Origin of the sequence: Paenibacillus sp. FSL P4-0127 (genome assembly GCF_038007325.1) — a bacterium.
Lineage (GTDB): Bacteria > Bacillota > Bacilli > Paenibacillales > Paenibacillaceae > Fontibacillus > Fontibacillus macerans.
Genome location: NZ_JBBOWY010000002.1, coordinates 983,364 through 1,007,746, shown reverse-complemented (window position 1 = coordinate 1,007,746; position 24,383 = coordinate 983,364). Strand labels below are relative to the sequence as shown.

Annotated in this window: 23 protein-coding genes; 5 read left to right on the top strand and 18 right to left on the bottom strand. The window is 56.6% G+C overall.

Features of this window, described 5'->3' with window-relative positions:
• Window positions 1–466: 466 nt before the first annotated feature.
• On the bottom strand, window positions 467–1,477 hold the full coding sequence (locus NYE74_RS30815) for an SPL family radical SAM protein (RefSeq protein WP_326047195.1): 1,011 nt from the start codon (window positions 1,475–1,477) through the stop codon (window positions 467–469).
• 488 nt (window positions 1,478–1,965) lie between these two features.
• On the opposite strand from NYE74_RS30815, the gene NYE74_RS30810 reads away from it, so the two are divergent.
• A complete protein-coding gene (locus tag NYE74_RS30810; protein WP_326047197.1) occupies window positions 1,966–2,289 on the top strand; it encodes a hypothetical protein in 324 nt (107 codons plus the stop codon).
• A 50-nt stretch (window positions 2,290–2,339) separates the two neighbouring features.
• Here the strand turns inward: NYE74_RS30810 and NYE74_RS30805 are convergent, their stop codons facing one another.
• On the bottom strand, window positions 2,340–3,416 hold the full coding sequence (locus NYE74_RS30805) for a GGDEF domain-containing protein (protein ID WP_326047199.1): 1,077 nt from the start codon (window positions 3,414–3,416) through the stop codon (window positions 2,340–2,342).
• Between the two features lie 191 nt (window positions 3,417–3,607).
• Here NYE74_RS30805 and NYE74_RS30800 point away from each other — a divergent pair, with 191 nt between their 5' ends.
• A complete protein-coding gene (locus NYE74_RS30800) occupies window positions 3,608–4,381 on the top strand; it encodes a threonine/serine exporter family protein (RefSeq protein ID WP_340926113.1) in 774 nt (257 codons plus the stop codon).
• A gap of 62 nt (window positions 4,382–4,443) precedes the next feature.
• Entirely contained in the window at window positions 4,444–4,887 is a 444-nt protein-coding gene (locus NYE74_RS30795) for a threonine/serine exporter family protein (RefSeq protein WP_340926112.1), read from the top strand.
• 75 nt (window positions 4,888–4,962) lie between these two features.
• Here NYE74_RS30795 and NYE74_RS30790 read toward each other — a convergent pair whose 3' ends face one another.
• Both NYE74_RS30790 and NYE74_RS30785 read right to left on the bottom strand, forming a co-directional pair.
• The gene (locus NYE74_RS30790; protein ID WP_340926110.1) at window positions 4,963–5,076 is read right to left on the bottom strand and encodes an RCKP-type rubredoxin-like domain-containing protein; all 114 of its coding nucleotides are present in this window, start codon (window positions 5,074–5,076) and stop codon (window positions 4,963–4,965) included.
• A gap of 88 nt (window positions 5,077–5,164) precedes the next feature.
• Entirely contained in the window at window positions 5,165–6,022 is an 858-nt protein-coding gene (locus NYE74_RS30785) for a GNAT family N-acetyltransferase (protein ID WP_340926109.1), read from the bottom strand.
• 127 nt (window positions 6,023–6,149) lie between these two features.
• Here NYE74_RS30785 and NYE74_RS30780 point away from each other — a divergent pair, with 127 nt between their 5' ends.
• Together NYE74_RS30780 and NYE74_RS30775 are read left to right on the top strand one after the other, a co-directional pair.
• Entirely contained in the window at window positions 6,150–7,073 is a 924-nt protein-coding gene (locus NYE74_RS30780) for an AEC family transporter (RefSeq protein ID WP_340926107.1), read from the top strand.
• Window positions 7,070–7,252, top strand: a complete 183-nt coding sequence (locus NYE74_RS30775; RefSeq protein WP_340926106.1) for a hypothetical protein — start codon at window positions 7,070–7,072, stop codon at window positions 7,250–7,252. Before NYE74_RS30780 ends, NYE74_RS30775 begins: the two co-directional genes overlap by 4 nt.
• Window positions 7,253–7,296: 44 nt before the next feature.
• Here NYE74_RS30775 and NYE74_RS30770 read toward each other — a convergent pair whose 3' ends face one another.
• The 14 genes from NYE74_RS30770 to NYE74_RS30705 all read right to left on the bottom strand — a co-directional run bounded on the left by NYE74_RS30770 (window position 7,297) and on the right by NYE74_RS30705 (window position 24,381).
• Window positions 7,297–7,773, bottom strand: coding sequence for a YhcH/YjgK/YiaL family protein (locus NYE74_RS30770; RefSeq protein WP_340926105.1), 477 nt, complete (start codon window positions 7,771–7,773; stop codon window positions 7,297–7,299).
• Window positions 7,773–9,527, bottom strand: a complete 1,755-nt coding sequence (locus NYE74_RS30765) for a ribulokinase (protein WP_340930356.1) — start codon at window positions 9,525–9,527, stop codon at window positions 7,773–7,775. The genes NYE74_RS30770 and NYE74_RS30765 overlap by 1 nt, the downstream gene beginning before the upstream one ends.
• Window positions 9,528–9,552: 25 nt before the next feature.
• The gene (locus NYE74_RS30760; protein ID WP_340926104.1) at window positions 9,553–11,346 is read right to left on the bottom strand and encodes an L-fucose isomerase; all 1,794 of its coding nucleotides are present in this window, start codon (window positions 11,344–11,346) and stop codon (window positions 9,553–9,555) included.
• 17 nt (window positions 11,347–11,363) lie between these two features.
• Entirely contained in the window at window positions 11,364–12,299 is a 936-nt protein-coding gene (locus tag NYE74_RS30755; protein WP_340926103.1) for a dihydrodipicolinate synthase family protein, read from the bottom strand.
• A gap of 74 nt (window positions 12,300–12,373) precedes the next feature.
• Window positions 12,374–13,597, bottom strand: coding sequence for a sialidase family protein (locus tag NYE74_RS30750; protein WP_341005490.1), 1,224 nt, complete (start codon window positions 13,595–13,597; stop codon window positions 12,374–12,376).
• 27 nt (window positions 13,598–13,624) lie between these two features.
• Window positions 13,625–14,449 carry a carbohydrate ABC transporter permease gene (locus NYE74_RS30745; RefSeq protein WP_036625367.1) on the bottom strand — a complete coding sequence of 275 codons (825 nt, stop codon included), beginning with the start codon at window positions 14,447–14,449 and terminating at the stop codon, window positions 13,625–13,627.
• A gap of 14 nt (window positions 14,450–14,463) precedes the next feature.
• Window positions 14,464–15,321 (bottom strand): carbohydrate ABC transporter permease, encoded by an 858-nt coding sequence (locus NYE74_RS30740; RefSeq protein WP_036625370.1) that lies wholly within the window; start codon window positions 15,319–15,321, stop codon window positions 14,464–14,466.
• A gap of 27 nt (window positions 15,322–15,348) precedes the next feature.
• Window positions 15,349–16,683: an extracellular solute-binding protein gene (locus NYE74_RS30735; protein WP_082207904.1), complete on the bottom strand. Its 1,335-nt coding sequence runs from the start codon at window positions 16,681–16,683 to the stop codon at window positions 15,349–15,351.
• Between the two features lie 192 nt (window positions 16,684–16,875).
• Window positions 16,876–17,898: a LacI family DNA-binding transcriptional regulator gene (locus NYE74_RS30730; RefSeq protein WP_036625373.1), complete on the bottom strand. Its 1,023-nt coding sequence runs from the start codon at window positions 17,896–17,898 to the stop codon at window positions 16,876–16,878.
• A 512-nt stretch (window positions 17,899–18,410) separates the two neighbouring features.
• Window positions 18,411–20,156, bottom strand: coding sequence for a methyl-accepting chemotaxis protein (locus NYE74_RS30725; RefSeq protein WP_036625378.1), 1,746 nt, complete (start codon window positions 20,154–20,156; stop codon window positions 18,411–18,413).
• A gap of 163 nt (window positions 20,157–20,319) precedes the next feature.
• Window positions 20,320–21,711: a group II intron reverse transcriptase/maturase gene (gene ltrA, locus NYE74_RS30720; RefSeq protein WP_036621729.1), complete on the bottom strand. Its 1,392-nt coding sequence runs from the start codon at window positions 21,709–21,711 to the stop codon at window positions 20,320–20,322.
• A 495-nt stretch (window positions 21,712–22,206) separates the two neighbouring features.
• The gene (locus NYE74_RS30715) at window positions 22,207–22,383 is read right to left on the bottom strand and encodes a hypothetical protein (protein ID WP_155621468.1); all 177 of its coding nucleotides are present in this window, start codon (window positions 22,381–22,383) and stop codon (window positions 22,207–22,209) included.
• A gap of 218 nt (window positions 22,384–22,601) precedes the next feature.
• Window positions 22,602–23,486 carry a carbohydrate ABC transporter permease gene (locus NYE74_RS30710; protein ID WP_115311234.1) on the bottom strand — a complete coding sequence of 295 codons (885 nt, stop codon included), beginning with the start codon at window positions 23,484–23,486 and terminating at the stop codon, window positions 22,602–22,604.
• 13 nt (window positions 23,487–23,499) lie between these two features.
• Complete coding sequence (locus tag NYE74_RS30705) at window positions 23,500–24,381, bottom strand: carbohydrate ABC transporter permease (protein WP_115311235.1); 882 nt, start codon at window positions 24,379–24,381, stop codon at window positions 23,500–23,502.
• Between the last annotated feature and the right edge of the window lie 2 nt (window positions 24,382–24,383).

Sequence of the window (24,383 nt, the reverse complement as noted above, 5' to 3'; positions counted from 1 at the left end):
ATTAGCCCCCACCCTCTACCCTCTGAACCAAAGGGATAATCGTGCTAAGCAGCGTGCAGGGATACCAAGACACGAACGCTATAATTTATTTTGTCAAGGACTGATCTCGGTTTTGAGCCAGAAATTTTGGGCTCAACTTTAGAAATCGGCGTTTGACGAATAACCGTTGGACGAGGAATAAGTGCCGTGAACTATAGGAGCTATCGCTGCAACGCGAAAAACCGCAGGCAGTGCCTGCGGTAAGAGTGTGGCCGAATTTTATAACAAGTAAAGAGGTCACAAATCCGCCATTGTCATGAAAATTATTGATCAAGCAATTTTACAAGTTCATTTACCGTCAACCCTGCTACAGCCGATATTTGGTCAAACATCATTAAGTGGCTTGAGGCGGTTCATCATTAGTGGATTTCCTCCTACAGCAATTTTACCATATCTCTATGGCTGCAAATAAGACCCCTTTACAGTCTTAAAACGGAAAAGAAAGCTGCTCGACCTCCGGGGTAATTTCCCGCTCGGATACGGTGCAGGCCGGCTGCGGGACGGCCCCCGGCCGCGAGGCCGGGACCTCCGTGCCGATGCCGGATGAAGCCTGGGCCCCGCGCGTTTCCGAACCGTCTAGTCCGTGTTTGGCCAAAAGGGCGCGCGCCATCTGCTTAAAACGGTCCGTATACCATGGCTCCGCGTAGGCCCCGGCGTAAAGCGCACGGTAGCGGGATACCAGCTTGGGATCATGCTGCTGCAGCGTCCGGAAGTACCAGGCTTTCACGTCCGGCGAAAGCCTAAGCAAGGAGATCATGGCAAACCCGGCGCCATGCTCCTTGGCCGACCGGAGCAGGTTGTCCAAACCTTCCTCCGAATCGGTCAGAAACGGAAGGACCGGTGCGGCGAATATGCCGACAGGAATACCGTGCTCCGCCAAATATTTCACGGTGGCGAGACGTTTGCCGGGATGAGGCGAAGCCGGCTCCAGCTTGCGGATCAGCTCGGCGTCCAGCGTATTGACGCTGATGTTCACCGAAACGCCAGGCATTTTGCGCAAAATATCGATGTCCCGCATCACCAGCGGAGAACGCGTCGTCACGCTGGTATGAATCCGGTATTTGGCCAATACTTTCAGGCACTCCCGGGTGATCTGTTCCTTGGCTTCGACAGGCTGATACGGGTCGGTGGCCGTGCCGATCGCCACCTGCCCGACATGCCGGCTAACGGCCTCAATGTCGTAGGCGAACTTACGGGCCAAAGCCGTTAGCTGCCGTTCCAGCGCCTCCGCCGCATTTTCCTTGACCGAAATATGAAATTGGAATTCGTCCTCCGCGCTCCTCCCGAGAAACGTCTGGAACGCTCTGGCATAACAGAAGCTGCATCCATGGCCGCAGCCGCGGTACGGATTAATCGACCATTCGAAGGGCATCGCCTCCTCCTTGACGCGGTTTAACGTCGTCTTCGTCTGAATATGTTCATACCGGGTTTCGGACATCCCCTTCCCTCCTTACATTAAAGCTCCACCGAAAAAAAATAAGGGCAAAAACGCACGTTATTCTGGCGATAACCGTCCATTCGAGAGAAATAGAGGAAATTTTTGTCGCTATTATCTCGAATCACAAGGAAATGCCCATATTCTGGACCATCCATAGGAAAATAAGGACAAAAAGTGCCCCTAATGGGAATGAACATGGCTGGTTCCGGATAATAAGTACATAAAGTGCCGCTATTTGAAGGCCGAGGATTCGCCATACCAGCACCCAACAGTCAAGCACCGATTTCTAGGTAAATCCTCATTTCTGCATTCATTTTTGCCAATCACTTTTGAATATCGTCAATTCTTAGTATACCAAACATACGTTCTCATTAAAAGACGTAAGGCGATCCAGATTTTTCAAGTGGAAGTTTCCCTGAAAGCGAGAGGAACACAGGATTTTGGGGCAAACTCAACATAATCGCGAATTCATTAGGAGGGACTTGTTCATGGCTCCAAAACACGATAAAACCAAGGCGGATTTTGTATATGAAAGATACGAACTGTTAGCCGACGACCGCCCGGAAAACGATATTCCCGATGATGATCTGCTGCACCACGATACGCGTGTAACCCAGGGCATCAGCGAAAATACGGGCGAGGACGGCCAAAACGATATCGACAGCCTTCCCGATCTGCTGTTCGGCGAGCTGACCGATGTGCCTGACGCCGACGCTATCCAGAAGGACAGCCCGGTTGATCCGGTCGCACCCGATCCGGACGCAATGCACGGCACCGATTTGTTAAACGGGTACGACGGAGATGAGGATTAGCGGTAAATTGCGGAATCCCCCTGACAATGCCGGGCGCTGGCGCCGTATGCTTAATAAATCGCCCGGCACAGCCGGTTGCGGCCCGCTTGTTTCGCCTCGTACAGCGCCTGGTCCGCCTTGTCGATCAGCTCTTCCTGACGAACGTTGGGATACGTTGCGCTGCCGGCGGAGATCGTTAGCCTAAGCTCCCCGCCTCCCGGCAGGAAGAACGGATGCGCCTCCACGTTTTGGCGCAGCCGTTCGCCGATCTTCTCGATCTGCTCCGCGTCGCACTGGTCGACCAGGATGACGAACTCTTCGCCGCCCTTGCGAAAAATATGATCGCCCGGCCGGAACGTGTCCCGCAGCACATCGGCAAATTGCAATAAAACGGCGTCTCCCGCCGAATGGCCGTAGCTGTCGTTGACCTGTTTGAAAAAATCGATGTCTACAAACAGCAGCGTAAAGGGGGCGCCGTTTCGGTTGGAGGAGGCGACTTTTTGCGCCATCATGGCCTCAAACGCCCGCGAGTTGTACAAACGGGTCAAAAAATCGCGGGTAGCGGCCTCCCTCATCATTTTCACGGACTCGTCCGCTTCGCGCAAATGCTGGAGCATTAAATACGTAAACATCCCGGCGACAATAAATAAAAGGGTATACATAACTATAGCAGTCCATGAACTTATGTTTAACACCAGCAAAAAGAGAACCATCGTATTGGCGGCGGATAACATCAAGGCTGGCAGCCACCTTTTCAGCGAAAGCTTTCGCGCGCGCAGAAAAAACAGGGCAATCACCAGCGTGATCAGCACGTTCACGGCGCCGGCCATGGAACGGAAGCTAAACCCGTGCAAAAAGAACAGGCGGTAGACCGCAATAATCAGGGCGGAAATGCCCCCGCTGATCCCTCCACCCGCGTAAACGGCGATCAGAACGGGCAGCTGCCGGAAATCGGCAACCGTTTGCGTGCCGATGGGAAAGGTATAATACATCAGAACGACGCCGAACAACCCCAGCATCAATCCAAGGAACGCTCGGGTCCACGGCGTGCTTTGTTTTTTGGACAAAAACCTGCTTTGAATCATATAACCGAAATAAATAAAAGCCGTAAGCAAGGCAAAATTGGATAGTAAACTGTGCAGCATCATGAAGGTACCTCTCTGATGGAAGTGCAGGCAAATCGATGATTCATAATGCTAGCATAGCACAGATATAGATGAAAAAGATCATCTTTCCTCCTAAATTTCGTCATATTTCGACAACACGGCCCGTATTCCGGCTTGATAGACTGCGTGCTATAATGGCTCTGGAGATCGCCGAGACGAAAGGGTGAAAACGGATGAATGAGACTACGGAGTTGAATGAGGCTGCGGAGTTGCCGCAGGATTCTGTTCAGGTATGCCTTTTGGCGGGAAAAATCATGCTGCAGAGCGGGGCGGAGACCTACCGCGTGGAAGATACGATGAACCGGATGGCCAGCGCGCTGGGACTGCCCGGATCGCACAGTTATGTAACGCCGACGGGAATCGTGTTTCAATCCGGCGATACGGAATCGGCCAAACTGATCCGGATCGTCGAACGCACGACGGATCTGCAAAAGGTCGCCGATGTCAACGATGTATCGCGAAAGCTGGCCGGCGGAGAGCTGACCTGCTCCGAGGCCCGCGCCCGGCTCCTGGAAATCGAGGCGGGCACGAACGCCTATCCGGTGGCGCTGCAAATCGCCGCCGCCGCAGTGGCCAGCGGCTGCTTCACCTTGATGTTTCGGGGCGGGCTGCCCGATTTCATCCCCGGGGTACTGTGCGGCGGCTCCGGGTTTGCGGCTTTTCTTCTTTTTCACCGCTTGGTCAAAGTAAAATTTTTTGCCGAATTCACGGCTTCGCTGCTGATCGGCTTGCTGGCGGCGCTCCTCGTATCGCTCGGCTTGGGCCGCGAGCTCGACAAAATCATCATCGGCTCCGTCATGCCGCTTGTTCCCGGCCTGTTGATCACCAACGCCGTCCGGGATTTAATGGCCGGCCACCTCGTTTCCGGCTTGTCTCGCGGGGCCGAAGCCTTTCTTACCGCCTTCGCCATCGGTACGGGCATCGCGGTGATGTTTACGTTGTTTTGACGGCAGCAAATTGTTGTTTACCGGACCAAATGTCGTGACGCATCGGAGGGAATTTTAAACCTATGAACTTGATCGTTCAACTGCTTACCAGCTTTATCGCCTCGGCGGCCTTCGGCATTTTGTTTAATGCCCCGGGGCGCACCCTGCTGCAGTGCGGTTTCTCCGGCATGATCGGCTGGATCGCCTATGTGCTGCTCGAGCAGAGGGCGGACGCCGTTTTCTCCACCGTCGCGGCCACGTTTATCGTCGGCGTGATTAGCCGCCTTTTTGCCAGATATTACAAGAAGCCCGTCATCATCTTCAGCGTCGCGGGAATCATTCCGCTCGTACCCGGCGGCCTCGCCTACGATGCCATGCGCAAATTCGTGGAGAACGAGTACAACCTGGCCGTCCAGTTTGCCGCCCAGGCTTTCTTGATCTCGGGTTCGATCGCCATCGGACTGGTGTTGTCCGAGGTGCTCGGCCAGCTTCTGATCAGATATCCGCGCCGCTTAAACGGCAAATAGGCCCTGTCTCGCATCCGCATTTCTTCGGAGCGCTACGGGGCCTGTCCAACGCTTTGTATGATGTTTTGGGATTACTTACTGGGCTTCCAATTTGACGAATTGGCCTTTCGCTTCGCATTTAGGGCATTTTTGCGGCTTGCAGCGCCCTTCCTTCGTTTCCCCGCAAGCTTCGCATTTCCATACCGCCATCTAAGCTCACCTCCCCGCCATCCTTTAACCCGAATTGTAGCAAGGATTTCCGCGAGAAGATGAGACAAATATCACAACCAGGCGTTCGTTATTCCTCTATCGCCGACTTCATCCAAAACGTGTTCATATACACCTGTTCAAACCCTGCTTTCAGCATATTCCGATGGCTGGCCGTGCCGAATTCCACGTCAACGTAAACCCTTTTTAATCCCAGCGCCGCGGCAGCCTGAAGGCGATGCCGGATCAGCGCCGTCTGCAAGCCTTGCCCCCTGTAATCCGGGAACGTAAAATCGTTGGCTACGTATCCTTCCTCGCCGCGGATAAACAGGGAGCCCATCGCGGCCGGGTCCTCGTCCGCATAGGCCACGAAATTTTGAAAGTCGTCCCGGCAAAAGTAGCGGCATTTCCGCTCAATCCCCTGCTCGTCCAGCTTGACCGCGCCGCCGTTCGAGCGGCCGATCAGCGCGATAAACCGCTTTGCCTCCTCCGGCGTGGCGACCCGGCGAACGGATAGCGCGGGAACTCCCGTTTCTCCCTGATTCCGGGGACCGGGGCCGGTTTCGGGTTCCAGCTCCCGCTTAAGAAAAACAAGCTGCAGCCTCGGAACAAAGCCCTGCGACGATAAGGCCTCCGCGACTGCGCCGCTTTGCTTGTCCGGCGTCATATCGAAGCAGGGCACGATATTTGCCGCGCCGTAATGCCGCAGGATGTCCGGCAGCCGCTCCGCTTCGGCCGGTCCGAACCCGATGACGCGATTATAATAACTCGACTGGGGCGACTGACGGTCCATCAGCAGGGTTGCGCCGCCCATTTTCGTCGCCGTCAGTTTTGTTTCAAGATGCGATAACGACCGTTCGTTGTTGAACACCGTCATCTTCATTTCCAGAGCGGCAATCCGTTCCACCTCCTCTACAATCCGGTTCTTTCGCTCCTGAGGCTTGTGCATGCCAGCATCATCCTTTCCGCTTGCTCAAATCCGATCGCCTTCGAAACCGGGGGGCATGATATAATAACAATCGGTTGTCCTTTTGCTAGAATAACATCTCTTACCGAAAGAAGTGAAGAACACCGCGATGATCGGCGATATCATTTTGGAGGTCGTCCTCCCCATTTTCGTGCTGATCGGACTTGGCTGCCTGATGCAGCGCGCGTTCCGGCTCGATTTGTACACCTTGTCCAAAATCAATTTTTATTTCATCACCCCGGCGGTGGTGTTTCTAAGCATGTACCAATCCCAAATGTCCGCGGAGCTGCTCGGCAGCGTCACCGGTTTTTACGTATTATATGTGTTGTTGTTATGGGGAATCAGCATGCTGGTCAGCCGCACCCTCAAGTTCCGCCGCGGGCTGCGGGCCGCGTTCACGAACAGCCTTATCCTCGACAATTCCGGAAACTACGGGCTGCCGATCAATCAATTGGCATTCAAGGGCGACCCGCTTGCCGCGTCGGTGCAGGCGCTGGTGATGACGTTTCAAAGCCTGGTCACCTTCACATACGGCGTGATGTCCGTGCAGCGGGCCAAATCCGGCGGCACGCTGAAAGCCGCCCTGATCGGATTTTTGAAGATGCCCGTGCCTTACGCTCTCGTGCTGGGCATGGCTTTGCACGTCCTGAATTTGCCCTTGCCGTACTTTGTCTCGAAGCCGATGGGGTATATCGCCGACTCCATGGTCGCCGTCGCCCTGCTGACGCTTGGAGCGCAAATCGTTAAATACCCGCTGCGGCTCGACCGGTTCGACGTGTATGTCAGCGTCGCCCTGCGCCTGCTGATCGGCCCGGCGATTGGCTTTGGTTTAATTCTGCTGCTGGGGCTGAAAGGCGTTCCGGCCCAGGCGCTGCTGCTCGCCTCCGGCATGCCGACCGGCGTGAACAGCACCATTTTGGCCGAGGAATACGACAATGAACCCGATTTCGCCTCGCAAACCGTGCTTATCTCCACCTTATTGAATATCGTGACGATGACGGCGCTGATTTCGCTCGCCAAATACGTGGGGTGACAGCGCCAACGCTTGCCGGCGGCGATCGGAAGCGGCAGCAGCGGGCGGTTGCAGCGGGCGGTTGCAGCGCCCGAACGGGGGCGATCGGCGCGGCGCTTGCTACGGCCCGGCCGGAGCGGGCGGCGCGCCGCCTGCATGATTCAACGGCGACGCTAGGCTGCACCATTGGAATCCGCTAGGTAGCTCCGATTGTCGTACTCGTACGGCCAAATCCGTTCCCCTATTAACGGAACTGCTCCAGGTGAATTTTGATCACGATTTTGCGGACTGGACTCTCTTCGTGGATATAACCGCAAGGGCGATGCAGCTCGGAAGGGAAAAACACCGCGAACTGCCCCGGCCCAAGCAGCAGCTCGCTTACGCTCCCGGCAGCGGCGGATTCGTAAAACCGGATGTCCTCCCCGGGCAGCCGATCCTCAATCATGTTCAGGCGGCCGCCATCCATCGTCCATCCGATCCGCTCTTCCCCGCTGACGATGAATTGGATGTCTACGTACGTCTCGTGGGACTCGAAGCTCAGCGAGGCTGCCGGGCGGGTAACATATTCCTGCACCAGCGCATACATCCGCTCCCCTTCCAGTTCGTACCTGCCGGCCGGCAGAGCGGATAGACAGCCCGCAAACAAATGCTCCAAGCCCTTGCGAACGGCAGCCGGATACACCTGCTTATCCCGCTCGAAACGCCTGATGTCGCCCGCCATCACCGGCGTTCGCTTCCTTTGGCGCGGCCGCCGTCCATCCCGGGCAGCTCGGGATCGCGCTGTTCTCCTGCCGCCGCGGCCGTCCGCTGCAGCCGCTTCAGCCGCGCCATCGCCTCGCTGCCTCCGCGCCCGAACAGATCGTGCAGCTCGGTGTACTCCCTGTATAACAGGTCATACACCGCCTTGTGCGCCGGGTTCGGGCGATAGGCCGCCTCCTGCACCCGGGCCATACGCCCCGCCGCTTCCTCGATACGATCGTAACCGCCGCAGCGCGAACCTGCGGCTACCGCGCCGAGCATCGCCGCGCCGAGCGCAGGCGTCTGCGCGGAAGCGGCGATCTTGATTTCGCGGCCGGTAACATCGGCGAATATTTGCATCAGCAGCCGGTTTTTCCCGGGCAAGCCGCCGCAGGCAAACAGCTCGCGCACCTCCACGCCCGCCGCCTCAAAGGTTTCGATCACTTTGCGGGTGCCGAAAGCGGTCGCTTCAAGCAACGCGCGGTAAATTTCCTCCGGTTTCGTTTGCAGCGTCAAGCCCATGATCAAGCCGCTGAGATGGGCATTGACGAGAACGGAGCGGTTGCCGTTCCACCAATCGAGCGCCGCCAGTCCGTGTTCCCCCGGCCGCAGCCGGCTTGCCCGCCGCTCCAGCCATTCGTGTACCGTCAGGCCTTCGCGTGCAGCGGCCTGTTCGGCATACGCCGGCACAGCCTGCTGCACGTACCAGCCAAACAAATCGCCGACCGCCGCCTGCCCGGCCTCATAAGCGTACAGTCCGGGGATAATACCGTCCCTGGCCACGCCGCAAATCCCTTCTACCGCCACCTCCTTGCCGCTGAGCAAAAGGTGGCAGAGCGACGTTCCCATAGACAGCACCATCTGCCCCGGCTTCGTAGCGCCGACGCCGGGGACGGCCGCATGGGCGTCGATCATCCCCGGAGCGACGGCGATGCCGGGGCGCAGCCCCATCACGGCCGCCGCCTCGGCCGTCAACCGGCCCGCGGCCCCATCCAGCTTCGCGATCTCCCCGCGCAGCTTGGTCTCCGCGAAGCTTTCGAACCGCGGATCAAGCGCCCGGCAAAACGCGGCGGAGGGGTATCCCTCCCCGGAGTGCCACAGCGCTTTATAGCCGGCACAGCCGCTGCTGCGCTTCAGCTCCCCGGTCATCCAGAACACGATCCAGTCCGCCGCTTCGACGAAACGATCCGCCGCAGCGTACACCTCAGGAGCTTCACGCAGCACTTGCAGCACTTTGGGGAACATCCACTCGGAGGAGATTTTTCCGCCATAGCGGCTGAGAAAAGCTTCGCCACGCGTTGCCGCCACGGCGTTGATCAGGTCCGCCTCCTCCTGGGCGGCGTGATGCTTCCACAGTTTGACGTATGCGTGCGGCTCGCGGCGGAATCCTTCTTTTAAGAACAGCGGGGTTCCCGCTTCATCCACCGGCAGCATCGTGCAGGAGGTGAAATCGACGCCGATGCCGATCACTTGCCCGGGGGAAACGCCCGCTGCGCGCAGCACCTCCGGTACGGACCGCCGCAGCACCTCCACGTAATCGCCGGGGTGTTGGAGCGCCCACTCCGGGCCAAGCCGGATACCGCAGCCGATGAGTTCCTCCTCCATTACACCGTGCGGATAAGGGGTCGCATGCCAGGCCAGCTCCCGTCCGTCCGCCGCATCAACAAGCACCGCCCGCCCCGATGCGGTTCCGAAATCGATCCCGATCGCATAACGCGGTTCCGTCTCCTTGCCCATGTCCATCTCCATCCTTTCCGCCTCTCTATTTGTACAGCGGGCCGAACGCCGCGCACGCCCGGTAATCGGCGCCGACCGGATCGTTTGCGCCGAAGGCGTCCCAGGCGCTCGGGCGGAAAATCCGCTCCTCGGGCACGTTGTGCATGGTGACCGGAATCCGCAGCATGGCGGCAAGCGTCAGCCACTCCGAGCCGATATGCCCGTAGCTGGCCGCGCAGTGGTTGGAGCCCCAATGGCTCATCACCGCGTAGACGTCGCGGAACGGACCGGAACCGGTCAAATTGGGGACAAACCAGGTGGTCGGCCAGGTCGGGTCGGAGCGGCGGTCCAGCTTCTCGTGCACCTCCGGCGGCAGCTCCACCGAATAACCTTCGGCGATTTGCAGCACCGGTCCCAACCCGCGGATCAGATTGATGCGGGCGATCGTCAGCGACATGCCGCCGCGCGTAGTGAAATCGGTGGAAAATCCGCCCGACGGGAAAAAGTCCTTCGCCGGGCACCAGGCTACCGCGTCTAGACAACGCTGAACCTCCTGCTCGCCGATCTCCCAAAACGGCTTCATCGCCGGCTGCCCGTTCAAGCTCTGTTCCCCGGTGCCGTCCAGCGCGGCCGGGCCGGAATTGATCAGGTGAATCACGCCGCCCGCCGCCCGGCCCGTCAGCCGCTGCCCGGTAACGCGCTCCACCGCCTCCGGACTCCAGTAAGTCCGCACATCCGCGAAGATTTGCGCGCTTTGGCTGAGCTGGTGGCCCAGCAGCATCGTAACCGCGTTCAGGTTGTCGTTTTCGGTCGCCAGCACAAACGGTTCGCGGATGCCGTTCCAGTCGAAGGAGCTGCACAGCACCGCCTCCATGAAATCGCCGGTCGGCAAATGGTCGGTCCAAGCCCGCTGCCCCTGAAATCCGGCGGCGATCGCGTTATGGCCTATCGCTTCCTCGCCATAGCCCATCTCCGCGAGCTTTGGATTTCCGATCATCAAATCGCGGGCAATCAAGGCCATTTTCACGACGGTCTCCCAATCCCGCTCTTTCTGCTCCGCCGATCTTTGCCGTTCAGGGGGATTCACGTCCTCTCCCTCGCGGCAGTTGGCTTTCGTCCAGGCCAGCGCTTTGGCGTACTCCTCGCGGTCGTAAATGCCCCGCTCCATCCGGCGGATGAACTCGGTCATGTCCACGTACTCATTGCGCATGCCAAGGTAGTTCTGGAAAAAGCCCTCGTCGACGATGCAGCCAGCGATCCCCATCGAAACGCTCCCCATCGACAAATACGATTTGCCGCGAATCGCCGCGACCGCCAGTCCCGCTTTGGCGAACTGCAGCAGCTTGTCCTGGACGTCGCCCGGAATGGTATCGTCTCCAATATCCTGCACATCACGCCCATAAATGCTGAACGCGGGCAAACCCTTCTGATTATGGGCGGCTAACGCGGCGGCCAAATACACCGCTCCCGGACGCTCCGTGCCGTTGAAGCCCCAGATCGCTTTCGGCATCCACGGGTCTTCGTCGATCGTCTCCAGCGGATAACACCAGGAGGGCGTTACCGTGATCGTCAGGCCGACCCCCTCGCGCCGGAACTTCTCCGCCGTTTTGGCCGCTTCGCCCACGCCGCCGATCGTCGTGTCGGCGATGACGCATTCCACCGGCAGCCCGTTGGCGTGGCGCAGCTTTTCGGTGAGCAGACGGGCGCAGGCCTCGGCCAGCTTCATCGTCGGCTCCTCCAGGGACTCGCGGATGCCGCCCCGGCGTCCGTCGATAACCGGGCGGATGCCGATTTTGGGCATTTCGCCCGCCAGACGATTTACTATGATAGGTAAGCTCATGTTGTTTATCCCTCCCATTATAATGAAAGCTGCCCGGAGATACGCCGCGATAAATCGCGAAGCTGGCGGACTTCCAAGCGGTTCGTTTCCGTGAAGCTCCGGTGGTCCTTGACGCGGCAGCCATAATTGCCGAAAATGCCCTCCAGCATAAGAAAATACTTGGCGTTGACCGGATACAGCTGCTTCTCGATCAGCGAGGTCATACTTAGAAAACCGGTCAGTTCATCGGCCTTCTCCGGCTGTTCCCGCCAGTTTTGCAGCAGCCATACATACAGGTCCGGTTGAAAATTGGCCATGACCCCGCTGTAGCCATGTACGCCAAGCTCCAGCGTTTCCAGCAGGGTGGCCGTGTTGGCGTTGTATATTTTCAAGCCGCTGTCCCGGGTAGCTTCCAGCTTAAAGCGGATATTGCCGGTGTCGCAGCTCGTGTCCTTCAGGAAGCAAAAACGGCCGGTGCCGGCGCTCCAGCGGAGCAGTTCGGGCGAAATGAGCCGTTTGTAAGGATAGGGGCATTCGTAGAAGCCGAGCGGAATTTGCTCCGGCAGCTCCTTCAGAAGCCGCTCCAGATTGCGTCTCCACACGTCGTCCCCTTCCTCTTCCCGGGCCAGCCGGTTGGTAATGAGCACAAGCGCGTCGATGCCCGTCCCGGCCATCGCGTTCAGTTCCCGGACCTGTTCGGCAAAATCGTCGGAGATGTGCCCCGAAGCGATGACCGGTACGCGCCCAGCCGCCTTCTCCTTAATAAACGCGGCCAGCTTCACCCGCTCTTCCAAACTCAAATGGAACATCTCGCTGGACTGGCATACGGCAAACAGCCCGTTTACGCCATGGGCGATATACCATTCCACAGCCCGCGCCTGCGCCTCGTAGTCGATTTCTCCGCCCGCCGTAAATGGCGTGACCATCGTCGGCCAGACACCGCCGGCCATGGGCGAATTACTCTGCCTATTCATGTGCGTTCCTCCACGTTAGTCATTATGTTTTGCCTCCGGAATCGTAAAGCCAATCCTAACGGACTCCAGCCCCGTTATTTCCACCGCAGCCGCACAAAAGCAATGTTCTCCCGGTTCCAGGTGTAAGTCAGGTATAGGATGCCGCCATGAACGATCAGCGCCGGATAGGAGTACTCGCCTTCCCCGTCCTCCAGCACCGCTTCGCGCCTCCAGGTCAGCCCGTTGTCGCGCGAAATGTCCAGCGTCAGCGGCGTTCGCGGACCCCAGTTGACACCGACCGGATTGCTGCACAGCACCAGCGTCCCGTCGTCAAGGCGGGCAACGTCCAGCCCGCTGTTGTTGTTGGGCAGCCCGGTCGGATAAGCTTCGCTCCAGGTCAGCCCGCCGTCCGGCGAATCGCTGCGGTAGATTTGCCCTTCGGTGCTGCGCAGCAGCATATGAGCCTCCCCGGGCCGGGATTCCCACAGGGACGGCTGAATCACACCCCGCCCGTAGAAGGACTGCTCCGATACCGGAATGTCGCTGGCCGGAGCGGCGCCGCCAATAGCTGAAGCGGCCCCGTGCCCGGGAGCGCTGCCATTTAACGGCACGTCGTCCACGGGAGCAACGCCGCCTTCCGGAACACTGCAGTCCGCAGGAACGCCTCCGTTCCCCGCTGCAGCCCCGAACGCCGATGCGCCGCTGCTTCCAGCTAGACTGCCGGATGCCGATGCGGTGACGCTCCCCGATATGCCGCCGGCCGGCCAGGCATCCTCCCCGCCGATGCCGGGGATGCCGACCCAGCCGCTGCGGCGCCAGCTCCTGCCGCGATCGTCCGAGCGGTCGGTGAAGGCGCGCCACAGCCCGTCCTCGGTCGAAGCAGGCGCGAGCCAGGCCCCGTCCGCCAGCACGATCGCTTTGTTGCGCACCGGTCCGCGCCCGCCGCGATCTCCCGGAACCAGCTCGGCCGCCATGGTCCAGGTGCGCCCGCCGTCAGCCGAGCGCTTGAACAGCGTCCGCCACTCCTTAATCAAGCGGCCAGCTTTATAGAACAGAATGATTTCGCCGCTCTCCAAAACCAGCAGCACCGGATTCCAGCAAGGCTCATCCGGTTCGTCCGCCAGCTTGCCGGGCTCCGACCAAACGCCGCCGCTTCTGCGCGCCCCCCAGATAGCGGTGTCGTCCGCCCCCTCCCGGCTGCCCGCGAACCAAACCGCCAGCGCGTCGCCGCCTTCAAGCACGGCCAGATGCGAAGCGTGACAGCAGGCAAACGGCTTTTCCCCGTTCATGATGAGCTCTTTCTCGATTTTTTTAAACATGTCATGCCCCCTCTCCATCACGTTCACCTAGCCTTTGATCCCCGAATTGGTAATCCCTTCGACGAAGTAGCGCTGCAGGGACAGAAACACGATGATCGACGGGATAATCGCCATGCAGGCGGCGGCCAACGACGTGCCGTACTGGAACTGGGCGGTGGAGTTGGCTCCGCCCATAAACTGCGCAATCCCTACGGTGAGCGGCTTCAGCGCGTTCTCGCGGATCGCGATCATCGGCCACAGGAAATTGTTCCAATTGGAGATGAACATCAGAATCGTCACCGTGGACACGGCCGGTTTGGTCAGCGGCAGCATGATTTTGGCGAAGATGCCGAAATCTTTGCACCCGTCGATACGGGCGGCCTCTTCAAGCTCGTTGGGGATGCGTTTGAAAAAGCTGGTCAAAATGTACACGCTCGTTACGTTGGCTCCCGCCACGAGAATCAGCGCGGCGAACGTGTTCAGCAGCTTCAGTTCGGAGACGAGCAGGAACAGCGGTACAATATAGGCCTGAATCGGAATGAGCAGCATGGACACGATCAGGGTGAACATCAATTTTTTGCCGCGAAAATTCAGCCGTCCGAAAGCGTAGGCCGCCGGCGTCGTCAGCGCCAGCACGAACAGCGTCGACAGCACCGTGATCAGCACGCTGTTCGCCATCCAGCCGGTAAAGGGGTACTGCTCCAGCACCGCCTTGTAGTTGACGAAGGTGAAGGCGGCGATCCATTTTGGCGGATAGTTCATGATTTCGGCTTCCGGCTTCAACGAGGAGACGAGGGACCACAGCAGCGGAAAGACGAATACCGCCCCGATGACCGCCATGACGAGGTATGTCAGCGTTATTTTGAGCTTCATGTCACAGGTCCCCCCTAGTCTTCCAGCTTCAGCAGTCTGGATTGAATTTGCACGAATACGATCAAAATGAGCAAAGTGGCCATGCCAAGTACGGAGCCGTATCCAAGATTGTAGTTCTGGAACGCCGTACCGTACAAATACTGCACCAGGGTGAGCGTGGCCGTCCCCGGCCCGCCGTTCGTCATGACGAAGATCTGGTCAAAAATCTGGATCGTATTGATCAAGGTTAGCGTAATGACCATCGAGGTGATCGGCTTCAGCAGCGGCAGCGTAATCCGCATGAAAGCCTGCGCGCCCGTCGCCCCGTCGATCTTGGCCGCTTCGTACAGATCGGCGGAAATATCCTGAAGGCCGGCCAGATACAAAATCATGTTGTAGCCGAGAAACGACCATACCGTCACGATCGCGATCGACAGCAGCGCCCATTTTTCGCTCGTCAGCCATTCCACGGGGCCGAGCCCCGCCGCTTTCAAATAGTAATTCAGAATCCCGAAATTGTTGTCGTACAGCCAGTTCCAGATGATGCCGACCACTGCGGGAATCAGCACGTAAGGGATGATCGAAATCGTTCTTACGGCGTTTCGAAACCGCAGCTTCTGGTTAAGCAGCACCGCGACCAGCAGGCTGAAGACAATCAGCGGCGGCAGCGTCAGCAGCAGGAACAGCAGCGTATTTTTCAGCGAGACCCAAAATATCGGATCATGCAGCAGCTTCCTGAAATTGTTCAGACCGGCAAACTCCGCGTCGCCCACGATGTTCCATTTCATGAAGCCGATAAACAGCCCGGCCACGCTCGGGCCAAACCGGAAAACCAGGAAAACGAGCAAATAAGGCAACAGAAACAGCGCCGCGACTTTTCCTTGTGATTTCATAAAGTCGACAACCTTTCCAGCCGGCCGCTATTCGGCCAGCAAGCTATCCATGTCTTTCTTAAGCTGTTTTGCGATTTCATGCGGATCCTTGTTGTTCAAAACGGCGTCCTGCGCCGCCGTAAGAATCGGGCTCGGCGCCGTGCTGGAGAAGATTTGCGCCGCTTTAGGATGCGCCGGCAGCAGCACCGCGTTGTCCAGGCTGTTTATGAATGCTTCCCGTCCATCCATGCCCTCCGCCGTTTTCATGCCGTTGTTGCTGGACGGAAGCTGTCCGGATTTGGCCCATTGGCCCGAATTTTTGTCCAGCCAGCGTACAAACTCCACGGCCGCTTCCAGCTTGGCCGGATCTTCGTCCTTCTGCAGCGGGAAGGTCATGATTTCCGCCGCCCCCCAGGCGGCCGGCCGGTCGAATACCTGCGGATAAGGCGCGCTCGCCCACTGGATGTTGGAGCTTTCCAGCTTCGGCATCTGCCACGGGCCGTCGATGAACATCGCAACCTTGCCGCCCATGAAATCGTCGACCGGGGATTTCTCGCCCTTCGGTACAACTTTATATTTGAAAACGAGGTCCTGAAGAAAAGCGATCGCTTTGGCGGTTTTTTCTTCATCCAGGTCCACCGAGGCCATGTCTTCGGTAAACGGGTTGCTCCCCTGCTGGTTCAGAAGGGCGTAGATTTGATAAAATACGTGGTGGTTCATTGAGAAGCCCAGCCCGTACTGCACGACATTGTTTTCGTCAAAGCCGTCCTCGCCCGCATGTTTTCCATTGTTGTCCACGGTTAGCTTTTGCGCCGCGGCGATCAGTTCTTCCCCGGTTTTCGGCGCTTCGCTTATGCCTGCTTTTTCCAAAAGCTCTTTGTTGTAATAAAGGCCGTGCATATGGACGTCCAGCGGTACGGCGTATTGCTCGCCTTTATACTTCGTGCCTCCCCAGGCAAAGCCGGAGTAATTCGCCTCATCCATTCCCACCGACGCCACCGGCTTGCTGTCCAGGACGCCCATCTCCACGAACTGCCCCAGCTCGAACGGATGCATCACGAGCACCTCCGGCGGGTTGCCGCCTTTCATTTCCGTCAAAAACTTGGTGAACAGCGGCGTCCACTGCAAGGAAGTAAATTCCACGTGAATCTTCGTCTGCTGCTGGTTAAACACTTCGACCAGCGCCTGCATCGTGTTGAGATCGGGCCCCGTCCATCCGCCCCAGAAGTCGATATTGACGGTGTCTCCACTCCCGGTAGAAGACGTGCCGCCCGCTCCGGATTGCCCGCCCTGCGGCTTCGGGTCGGACGCGCATCCCGCCAGCGTCAAAGCCATTGCCATTGTTGCCAGTAACACTCTCATGGACCATCTCTTCATTTTCATGTGTTTTCATCCCCCTTGAAGGATTAATTCCGAGCAGTTAAGCGTTTTTGATAATGTAAGCGCTTTCTTATATGCCGTTGCTGATGCGCCGATCACCTCCTGAACCGGATTTAAATAAGCTTGCAACTTTTATTTATTAACGGGGAGAAGCTTTGGGCCGCCCCCCGGTGTTGCCTCGGGCACAAATTTTGCTTAGTTGCTCGGCCCGCCGCAGGATTTGCGCGTAACGATCCGCGTATCCATCTTTTTGGCGGCCTTTACGTTGGTCTGGTACCGCATCATCTCGATCAGCAGCTTCAGGCACTCGCCGGCCATGTCCTCCACCGGCAGATGAACCGTCGATAACGTCGGTACGGTGTAGTTCGTCACTTCATCGTTATCGTAACCGATGATCTCCAGTTCTTCGGGCACCTTCACGCCGCATTCGTCCAGCGCCTTCAACGCTCCGACGGCCATCTGGTCGCTGAGGGCGAATATCGCCGACGGCCACCCCCCGCCCTCCGGCTTTAGGCGTTTAACGGCCTCGTAACCGCCCTGTTCCGAAAAGTCCTCGTAAACGATCCACGCTTCGCCGACGTCCAACCCAAGCTCCGCGGCTTTGGCCATAAAGCCTTCCTCGCGCAGCCGGATCGCCCTGGAGGAAACGTCCGGAACGATCAGCCCCACCTTGCGGTGTCCGCGGCTATGCAGCAGCTCGGCCACCATCCCGCCGCTTTTGAAGCTGTCCACGCTGACGGAGGCATATTTGCCGGAATCCCGCTGGTACAGCACCACCGGCACGTTCAAGTCCGCCGCCTCCAGAAATTCATCGTCCTCCTCCGTCGAGTTGGCGATGATCGCCCCATTGAACCGCGTGCCGGTCACGAGGCTCTGGACTTCGCTCAGCTTCGTGCCCACGTAAGGGTGAATGAGCAGCTCGTATTCGTCTTCCAGCTCACTCATCGCATGCTGCAGTCCCTTCAAAAACCGCCCGACCAAAGCGGCGCGGGTGTCGAGCGTCCAGAACAGCGCAATGATCGGCAGGACCGTCTCTCCCCCGCTGCGCAAACGGCGCGCCGAGATGTTCGGCTGATAGTTGAGCTGTTTGGCGGCTTCAAGTATTTTCCGCTGGGTTGCGGCGGATATCCGGTATTTGTCCCCTTTGCCGTTCAGGACCATCGAGGCCGTCCCTTGCGATACATTGGCAAGTTTGGCGATTTCTTTAATACTGGCCATGACTATAACACCCCGTTCATATTCTTGGAAAAAACAAACAGCCTAATCTCCATTGTACATGGCCCTTGAAGACGAGAGCAATGAAATCCGCCGGACACGTTAGCAAAGCGAAGCTAAATCGTTTTGCTAAAACGTATTGCTAATACGTTTTTATTGTATTTTAAAAGCGCTTACATGTCAACGCAAAAATTATTTTTCCGACCGTAAACATAAGGACAACAATAGCCGCTATTTCGGTGATCCCACCCATTTTGAGTGAAATAGAGGCATTTTATGCCGTTATTTCTCCCCGTCGCAAGAAAATCCCGGTCTGCTGGACCGTTCGTGGAAAAATAAGGGCAAAAAATGCCGTTAATGTGGAGGTACATGCCTGCATTCGGACAATAAGTACATAAAGTGCCGCTATTTTGCAAGGTTGTAGGGGATACGTCACTTAGCCGATGCACGGCAAACAAAAAAGCACGCGCCATTCGGATTGGCGCGTGCCCTTCATCATTTCCATCACACAAAAATTAGACTTTGAATTTAGCGACCAAACTCTGCAGCTCTTCCGCCATGGTGGCTAAAGTGGTCGCGGAAGCCGTGATCTCTTCCATCGACGCCAGCTGCTCTTCGGAAGCCGCCGCCGTACTCTGAGAGTTCCCTGCGGATTGTTCGGAGATCAGCGCTACGGCTTCGATCATCGCCACCATGTTTTGGGAAGAGGCGCTTACTTCCTGCACGATGGCGGAAACTTCCTGGGACTGGGAGGATACTTCCTCGATCATTTTGGTGATGGTTCTGAAGCTGTTCCCGGTCTGCTGCGCCCGTTTCATCCCTTCGTCCACAGCTTGCGTCCCCTCTTGGATAGCCGTAACCGCATCGCGCGTTTCATTCTGAATGTCCTGAATAATGGCCCGTATCTTTTCGGTGGCTGCGGATGATTGCCCGGCCAATTTACGGACTTCATTGGCCACCACGGCGAATCCCTTGCCGTCTTCCCCGGCTCTGGCCGCCTCAATGGCCGCGTTTAAGGCAAGCAGATTGGTTTGGTTCGCGATTTCCGTAATGAGGGATACAACCTCCCCGATCTCGCTCGATTTCTCGCCTAAAGAGTGAATCACATGGGATGTAGCTTCAACCCGGTCATGTACCACACTCATTTGTTCCACCGTTTGCTGAATCACTTCATTACCCTTCATCGTTTCCTGATTTGCGCTTACTGCCGCCTCGGCAACCGCCTGGATCGAATAGGCGACCTGCTCCATGCCTTTTGATATTTCGCTTACGACTTCATTGGCGTCATTTGCGGTTTTGACCTGCTGTTCCGCTCCGACCGCGACTTCCTGGGCGGAAAGCGCGATTTGTTCGGTGGCTTTGGAGGTTTGCTGCGCGCTTGCGTTTAATTCTTCGGATGAAGTCGCCACCTGCCCGGAGCTGTTCGACACATGGCGAATCAGTTCCCTGAGGTTGGCGGTCATCGTGTTGAAACCCTGCGCCAGTCTTCCGACTTCGTCTTTATTTTTGACAACCAGCGGCTCCATCGTTAAATCGCCGTTGGATACCTTTTCCACTTGACCGGCCATGACGGAGATCGGTTTCACGATCGAGCTGACGAACAACCATGCGGCGGCCGCGCCGATGACCATAGAGATGGCCAGGGTAATGATCAGAACCCGAAGCACCTCGTTGGCTCCCTGATTAAACTCGCTCATATAAGCCCCCGAACCTACAATCCACCCCCAGTTTTCGTCCATTTCCACATACGAAATCTTAGCTTCGTCATGGCCGGATAATGGATTGTTCCATATGTATGTAAAAAAACCCCCGCCTTTCGCGCCAAGTTCAGTAAGCGTCTTGCCCATATGAACGCCGTCTTTGGTCACGACCGTATTCAAATCCGACCCTTCGTTGGCGGGATTCATTACGGAAACGCCATTTTTGTCGACCGCATACAAGTACCCGCTTTGACCGACCACGTATTTTGGGTTAATCGGCCGTTTGTTGTCGGAGCCTTTGGGCCCGAGAATCTCTTCGCGAAACATATCCTGCGCTTGCTCAAGCGTTAAATGTCCCGCTTTGACCTCTTTGTCCAAGTTGTTGATCATGGCGATGCTCAAATTAACGCTGTGTTTCAGCTGCGCCCGGCCCGACGCATCCAACTGCTGCTTGGAGATGTTAAAAGCCAGGAAGCCAAGCAAAAGGGAGGGAACGGCCAATAGCAAAAGACAAATTAAAAGAAATTTGGGGCGTAAAGCGTTCATGCGGAAAGTTTTCATGTTAGCGGTATCTCCTTTTGTGATATTTTCGCCATTATACTACGTATTTCGACATATCCATATATAAAATTTAGGGTATTCAAAATCGAGTAGGAGAGGGTGACTAACCCCCGTCCTCTCACACCACCGTACATGCGGGTCCGCATACGGCGGTTCCAAAAGGTTAACAAAGCTCCAGGTAACGAGAAAGCAAACTCTTCAGCCCTTTCACTTCCCAGTAGGAAGTCGGAAGGGCGTTATTTGTGTTTCGAGACATTTCCCATGCACCCCGGCGGGAGTTTGCCATAACATAGCAGGCCCATTCTGGGACTCCGAGTGCCCGAAGTTCACGAATTCGGGTGCGTACCCGCTTCCATTGTTTCCATAGGCACATTCGAAGTCTTCTTCGAATCCACTGGTCGAATCTTTCACAGTGGCTCTTCGCCGATGCGATTCGGAAATATCCAATCCATCCCATGAGGTAACGGTTCAGTCTAGATATACGTTCCTCCATGGAGACTGATTGGGTACGGTTTGTCAACTCCCGGATCTTCTCTTTAAATCGAGAGATTGTCTTGGGAGCCAATCGAATCGTCGCCTGTTTATTCGACAGGAAACTAAAGCCAAGAAACTTCCGGTTCCATGGCCTGTCCACTGCACTTTTGTCCCGATTCACTTTCAGTTTCAACTTTCCTTCCACAAATCGTGTGACCGATTCCATGACTCGTTCACCTGCTCGCCTGCTCGCTACAAAGATGTTGCAGTCGTCCGCGTAACGAACAAACCGCAGCCCCCTCTTTGTCAGTTCTTTATCCAAATCATCGAGTAAGATGTTTGCCAGAAGCGGACTTAGCGGACCGCCTTGCGGAGTTCCCTCGTCCGTCTTCTGGCAGATGCCACCTTCCATCATTCCGGCTTCCAAGTAGGCCCGAATCAGCTTCAAGACTCGCTTGTCTGTCACTCTCCTTGCCACTCTTGCCATGAGAATGTCGTGGTTCACCCGGTCAAAGAACTTTTCCAAATCCATATCTACGACCCATCGCAGACCGCTTTGGATATATCGCTGGGCTTGCTTCACGGCATCGTGTGCTCTCTTCCCCGGTCTAAAGCCGTAGCTGTACCAAGAGAAGGGGGCATCGAAAATCGGGTTCATCACTTGCAGAAGTGCTTGTTGGAGGAAGCGGTCCATCACGGTCGGGATACCGAGCAGCCTTACACCGCCTCCGGGTTTGGGGATTTTCACCCGTCTGACAGGTATCGGTCTGTACGTTCCCGTTAGGAGTTCATCTTTCACCGTTTCCCAGCGTGTGTTCAGGTAAGCCTGTAGCCCCGCTACCGTTACTCGGTCTACACCGGGGGCACCTCCGTTTTGTACCACTCGCTTATAGGCGAGCCTGAGGTTCTCCCCTTCGAGCATTCGCTCCAACAAGTCGTTACTTGCCTCGTGAGAGGAAGGATCGATTTGTGCCGATGAAGAACTCGGCGCTCCAACATACCCTGACGGCTTCACCGCTTCTCTTTGTTGGCAGCTCCCTTTTGGGATATTCGGCTGTCTTTGCTCTTCACGCGAACGCATCGGTTTCCTCTCTCCTTTCGGTTCGGCCCTTCCGCTTTCCGGCGTCCCGTACTTGCGTACTATGGCCTCTGCTGACTCCTGCGGGTTCAGCGCAGCCTCTCGGTTGCGGTTACGAAGTGACTTCGCATTTTTTTTTTCTCCCGCAGGCCTCCCCAGATAAGAACGTCATCTTTCCGCCCACGACCACTGGAGTTTACAGGAGTGATCCTTGGCGGCTTTGGATTTCGCTGTGTTATGGCAGCTCATCCGGTTCATCCTGCCTCAAATCCAGTTTGTGTACCTTGGCCCGTGCTTTTGCCTCCGGCTTCCTTCAGATTCCACCTCGCGATGGACACCCTTGCCCTTGGCTAGCGGTAGGCGCTCGCCAGCCCCCGCTCGGGACTTTCACCCTATAGATGACGCCCATGCTGGGCGTACATAAAAAATACCCCTTAAAAAAATAAGGGGTATTTAACATATCGTGTCCGCTCTATATGAGAATTTTCACTCTTTCTCTTAGCTGCCCGCTTTCGCATTCCGTTCCTGCTCGTTTTGATGCAGCTCCTTAATAAACCGCTGCAGCAGAAGGGCGTCCTGACGCCCCAATCCGTACTGGTTCTCCCTGCAAATCATCCGGCCGATCCGTCTTTTCAACAATTCGCTGCGGCGCTCAAACGCGTCCCCATTACTCAAGCTGCCCACTCCTCTATTTATACTTTATCCGTACAATCCTTATAAGTATAAAAGTTTTGGGGCCGGGCTGAAAAACCGGTTCGCTCCCGATATGACCGGGGATGGCAGCGTGAAGGGTCATGAAAGCGCCCACTTGCCGGCCGGGCATAAACATACTCCCGTTTGCTCCCAGATTCTCTTATTTTGCATTATCGCGGTAAAGCAATGAATATTTCATTTCAGCCTTTGACCGATCCGGCGGCGATGCCTTCCACAATGCGGTTGCTCATGATGAAGAAGGCGAGCAGAATCGGCAAAATGCTGATCATCAGCGTCGCGCCGATCGCGCCCCAATCGGTCGTATACTGGCCGATGAAGTTCTGGACGCCGACCGTCAGCGTTTTGAAGTGATCCGAGCTGATGAAAGTGTTGACGAAAATAAATTCGTTCCAATTGTAGATCATGTTGATGATCGCCGTCGTCGACAGCACCGAAGCGGTCATCGGCAGGATGATCCGGAAGAACATCCGATGGATCGAGCAGCCGTCCATAATGGCGGCCTCCTCCACTTCCTTCGGCAGCGCGTAATAAAATCCGAGCAAAATCATAATCGTGATCGGCAGGTTAAACGCGGCATAGGACAGGATGACCGACAGCGGATGGTCCGTCAAGCCGACTTTCAAAAACAGGCTAAACAGCGGAATCAGCGTCGAGTGTACGGGAATCATCATCCCGACCATAAATAAACCGAGAACAAACGAGCTCCCTTTCCATTTCATGCGGGTGATGGCAAAGGTGACGAAGCTCGCCAGTATTACGGTCAAGACGAGCGATACGGCGGTGATCCATACGCTGTTCAGGAAATAAACGCTGATATTGCCTTGGGTCCATACCTTTTCGTAGTTCTCCCAGCGGGGATGCGCCGGAATGGAGAAAGGCGGCATGTTGAAAACTTCCTGATTGTTTTTCAGCGAAAAGAACAGCAGCCAGATCAGCGGCAAAATTTGCAGCGCCGCCACAAGGACGAGCACGATATATAGCAGCCCGTACCCCAGCTTGCGGCCGAGCTGCAGACCGGGACCGGAAACCGCCGGTTCCAAACGGATCGATTTTTGCGTTTCCATCATTGGCCCCTCCTTAGGAATATTGAATCGTGTCGTCCGAGGCCGTCAATTTGCGGATCAGCCATGTCGCGACCAGACAGATCAGCAGCAGCGAGAACCCGATCGCGCTGCCGTAACCGAAGTCGAAGCCGCGGAAGGCCTGATGGTACATGTAGGAGGCCATCACTTCGCTCGCTCCGTTGGGTCCCCCGTCGGTCATGACATAGATCAGATCGAAATACTTAAGCGAGCCTACAATTGCGAGTACGATCGTCACTTTAATCACTTCCACGATCAGAGGCAGCTTGATGCGAAAGGCGATCGACATTGCGCCCGCACCGTCGATGCGCGCCGCTTCCACGAGCGATTCCGGGATGTTCTTCAGCGCGGCGTAATAGATCAGGATGTAAAAGCCGGCATACTGCCAGATGATCGGCACGAACAGGGCATACAGCACCATCGACGGCTCCGCGAGCCAGGACGGTGCGTCCGTAATGCCTACCCCGGTCAGGAAGCTGTTGAGCACCCCATTCGAAGGGTGGTAAATTTTCAGCCACAGCTGCGCGATCGCGACCGAAGACAACAGCATTGGGATCAGGTAAATTTTTCGAAACAGGTTGGCTCCTTTAATTTTTCCGGACAAGACGAGCGCAATCAGCAGGTATCCGATCAGGCTAAGCCCGGAGAAAACGGCCAGCAGCAAGGAATGGTACGCGCTTTGCCAAAACATCGGATCCTTGACGAGCGTGCTGTAGTTGGCAAGGCCGACAAACGTCATCGCTCCGATGCCGTCCCAGTCCATCAACCCGTAGTAACCGGTCAGTACGATGGGAATATAGATCATGGCCATGATCAGCAGCAGAGAAGGCAGCACATACAGGGCAATGACCCATTTATTCGACATGACCTTATTCATAA